General features: G+C 42.7%; 2 protein-coding genes. Both read right to left on the bottom strand.

Going from position 1 to position 3,966, the window contains the following annotated elements; translation table 11 throughout:
• Nucleotides 1–435: 435 nt before the first annotated feature.
• Nucleotides 436–837 (bottom strand): 8-oxo-dGTP diphosphatase MutT, encoded by a 402-nt coding sequence (gene mutT, locus CWB80_RS21810; RefSeq protein WP_138602788.1) that lies wholly within the window; start codon nt 835–837, stop codon nt 436–438.
• 62 nt (nt 838–899) lie between these two features.
• Nucleotides 900–3,608, bottom strand: a complete 2,709-nt coding sequence (gene secA, locus CWB80_RS21805; RefSeq protein ID WP_138602786.1) for a preprotein translocase subunit SecA — start codon at nt 3,606–3,608, stop codon at nt 900–902.
• Nucleotides 3,609–3,966: the final 358 nt, after the last annotated feature.

The raw sequence follows: 3,966 nt of genomic DNA, 5'->3' as shown, positions 1-3,966 counted from the left end.
AACCCCATAAAAAGGGTGAAAACAAGATTACTGAATAGATATGGCGACATTAAGAATAAAATCAAGATTAGGGGAGAAAAAAGCAGGTTAGTGGTTAGTGGTTAGTGGTTAGTGGTTAGTGGTTAGTGGTTAGTGGTTAGTGGTTGCATTGTAGGCGCGATTTTATATCGCGCAATGTTTCTATGACTCACAAAGAGGATAAGAGGCGCTGCGCTTAAGAGAATACAAAAAAGCATTATTATCACTTCCTCATTCTTTTCTCATTCACTGCTCTTTGTGCAATTTTTTCGCGCGAAATAAATTTCACGCCTACATCAATCGTAGGCGTCACGCTTGCTTGGCGCGTCTTACATTCAGCACCAAGATTGCAAATTAATAAAGAACCCGCAAACAACACCGCTCGGCTAGAAACTGACAGCTGAAAGCTGACGGCTGTTACTGCTCGTACTTCTGCTTTATCTTTTCGATAATCTCAACATTGGCGGCAGGGAAGCTGTAATCATCAAGCTCGTTGAGTGCGACCCATTTTCCTTGTTGGCCTTCTGCGCCATGGGCTGTGCCTGTGAAATCATCAACAATGTGCACATCTAAGCGTACGCATTTATCACCGTAATCATGTTCGATAACCATTAGTTCTTCACTGCCATTTACGGTTAGGTTTACTTCTTCTAATAGCTCGCGCTGTAGCGCAGCAAATACGCTTTCGCCCTGCTCTACTTTACCGCCGGGGAATTCCCATAAGCCGCCTTGGTGTTTGTCGTCTGGGCGTTTACAAATAAATAATTGCTGATCTTTATAAATAACACCAACTGCAACATGCACTACTTTTTTAGTCATTTGTTGTTTCCTTAATCATAAAAAAAGCGACGCAAGCGTCGCTTTTTATCACCGTGTTTTGGTTATTTTAATTTACCGCAACACTGCTTATATTTATTACCTGAACCACAAGGACACGGCTCGTTACGGCCTACTTTAGGTTCTGCACGTTGTGTAACTACAGCACCTTCTGGTGTTTCGCCACCGATGTGCTCAGCTTCTTCGTGTTGGTATTCACGTGGCGCATTTTCGCTACGACGATGTTGCTCTTCAACTTTTTCAACATCTTCTTCAGCGCGAACTTGTACTTTACTTAAAATACCCACAACGTCGACTTTTAAGTTCTCTAGCATTTCAGAGAATAGCTCAAACGACTCGCGCTTGTACTCTTGCTTAGGATTCTTCTGTGCGTAACCACGTAAGTGGATACCTTGACGAAGGTGGTCCATCGCAGCCAAGTGATCTTTCCAATGTTGGTCTAGGCTTTGTAGCATAATCGCTTTTTCGAATTGACGTAGTACAGACTCGCCTACCATCTCTTCTTTTTGCTTGTATGCTTGCTCAACCGCTTCTTCGATACGCTCACGAAGTTTCTCTTCGTATAGTTTGCTATCGTCAGCTAGCCATTGTGAAATAGGCAGCTCGATTAAGAAATCTTGTTTTAAGCGCTCCTCAAGACCCGGGATATCCCACATTTCAGCAAGGCTTTGCGGTGCAATGTACTGGTCGATTGTACCGTTTAGCACATCGCCACGAATTGCAGTGATAGTTTCTGAAATATCGCCTTCTTCAAGTAGCTCATTACGTTGCGAGTAAACAACACGACGTTGGTCGTTCGCTACATCATCGTATTCAAGTAATTGCTTACGAACATCGAAGTTACGTGCCTCAACTTTACGTTGTGCGTTTTCGATTGCGCGGTTAACCCAAGGGTGCTCAATTGCTTCACCGCGTTGCATACCTAGTTTACGCATCATGTTAGTCATGCGCTCACCAGCGAAGATACGCATTAGCGCGTCGTCCATTGATAAGTAGAAACGGCTTGAACCCGCATCACCTTGACGACCAGAACGACCACGTAGCTGGTTATCGATACGACGAGACTCGTGACGTTCAGTACCAATGATGTGTAAACCACCCGCTTCGATTACTGCATCGTGGCGTTTTTGCCACTCATCTTTAATCGCTTTGATTTGTTCATCATTTGGGTTTTCTAGCTTTTCAACTTCACTGTTCCAGTTACCACCTAACACGATATCGGTACCACGACCGGCCATGTTAGTTGCAATAGTTACTGTGCCAGGTAAACCTGCATCAGCAACGATGTCTGCTTCCTGTGCGTGGAACTTAGCATTAAGTACGTTGTGCTTAATTTTTTCTTTACGTAAGAACTGCGATAAGTACTCAGAACTTTCGATAGAGATAGTACCCACAAGTACCGGTTGACCACGTTCTTGGCAATCTTTGATATCAGCAAGGATTGCTTCGTACTTTTCTTCTTGTGTTAGGTATACAAGGTCAGCACGATCGTCACGGATCATCGGTTTGTTCGTTGGCATTACTACTGTGTCTAGACCATAGATAGACTGGAACTCAAACGCTTCTGTGTCTGCTGTACCTGTCATACCCGCTAGCGTGTCGTATAAACGGAAGTAGTTTTGGAATGTGATTGATGCCAATGTTTGGTTTTCGTTTTGAATGCGTACACCTTCTTTTGCTTCAACAGCTTGGTGCAAACCTTCTGACCAACGACGGCCTTCCATTGTACGGCCAGTATGCTCATCAACGATGATAACTTCGTTTTCTTTTACAACGTAATCAACGTCTTTTTGATAAAGCTTGTGAGCACGAAGTGCCGCATACACATGGCTTAATAATGTGATGCTTGAAGCTGAGTAAAGTGAATCACCTTCTTGAATTAAGCCGCGCTCAATTAGTAGCTCTTCGACTTTAATTTGACCACGCTCTGTAAGGTGAACCTGCTTAGACTTTTCATCAATAGTGTAATCGCCGTCGCCTTCAACGCCTTCTTCATCTTCTTTTTCTTGTAGCTCTAGGTCAGGCACAATTTTGTTGATTTCGATGTAAAGCTCTGAGCTGTCTTCAGCTGGGCCTGAGATAATAAGCGGCGTACGCGCTTCATCGATTAGGATTGAATCCACCTCATCCACTACGGCGTAGTAAAGTGGGCGTTGTACACGCTCTTCAATGCTAAATGCCATGTTATCGCGCAGATAATCAAAGCCAAATTCGTTATTAGTACCGTAAGTAATGTCAGCAGCGTAAGCGATTTTCTTCTGCTGTGGCATCATGCCTGGTACGTTACAACCTACTGTTAGGCCTAAGAACTCAAATAATGGGCGGTTAGTTTCGGCGTCACGTTTTGCAAGGTAGTCGTTCACGGTAATTACGTGAACACCTTTACCTGTTAAACCACGAAGGTATGCAGGTAGTGTTGCTGTTAGTGTTTTACCTTCACCGGTACGCATTTCTGCGATGCGACCTTGGTGTAAAACCATACCACCTAGTAGCTGTACGTCGAAGTGACGCATGCCATTTACACGCTTAGATGCTTCACGTACCACAGCAAATGCTTCTGGCAAGATATCATCTAGGCTTTGTCCGTTATCGTAACGCTCTCTAAATTCAGCTGTTTTTGCTTTTAAATCTTCATCAGAAAGCGCTTCTAATTGCTTTTCAAGCGCATTAATTAGAGCGACCGTCTTTCTTAGGTTTTTAATAGTGCGGTCATTGCGACTACCAAAAATCTTGGTAAATAAATTAGATATCATGATAAAACCGTTACAATATATTCTTTGTTAGCTAGTCATTAGCTAACCCACTTTCTTCAATTGATAATTAATATGCGCTTATGCTCATGATGTAGGGCATATTAATTAACAATTTATCAGTACGCTGTTCAAAACACCGCTTATTTCGTGCGCTATCATACCAGAGTCTGCGCAACATCAAACCTTCTGTTTATGAAGATATGGATTTTCAGCAAGAAAATTTAAAAATCAGCCATAATCTTTGATCTAACCCCATAAAAAGGGTGAAAACAAGATTACTGAATAGATATGGCGACAATAAGAATAAAATCAAGATTAGGGGAGAAAAAAGCAGGTTAGTGGTTAGTGGTTAGTGGTT

The sequence above is a fragment of the Pseudoalteromonas sp. S1650 genome (assembly GCF_005887195.1).
Classification (GTDB): Bacteria; Pseudomonadota; Gammaproteobacteria; order Enterobacterales; family Alteromonadaceae; genus Pseudoalteromonas; species Pseudoalteromonas simplex.
The sequence above is the reverse complement of the archived record's forward strand: the minus strand, read 5'-3'. Positions and strand labels throughout refer to the sequence as shown.

Excerpts from the sequence above, each read along its gene's own strand:
- secA (WP_138602786.1), bottom strand. The coding sequence starts at position 3,608 with ATGATATCTAATTTATTTACCAAGATTTTTGGTAGTCGCAATGACCGC.
- mutT (WP_138602788.1), bottom strand. The coding sequence starts at position 837 with ATGACTAAAAAAGTAGTGCATGTTGCAGTTGGTGTTATTTATAAAGAT.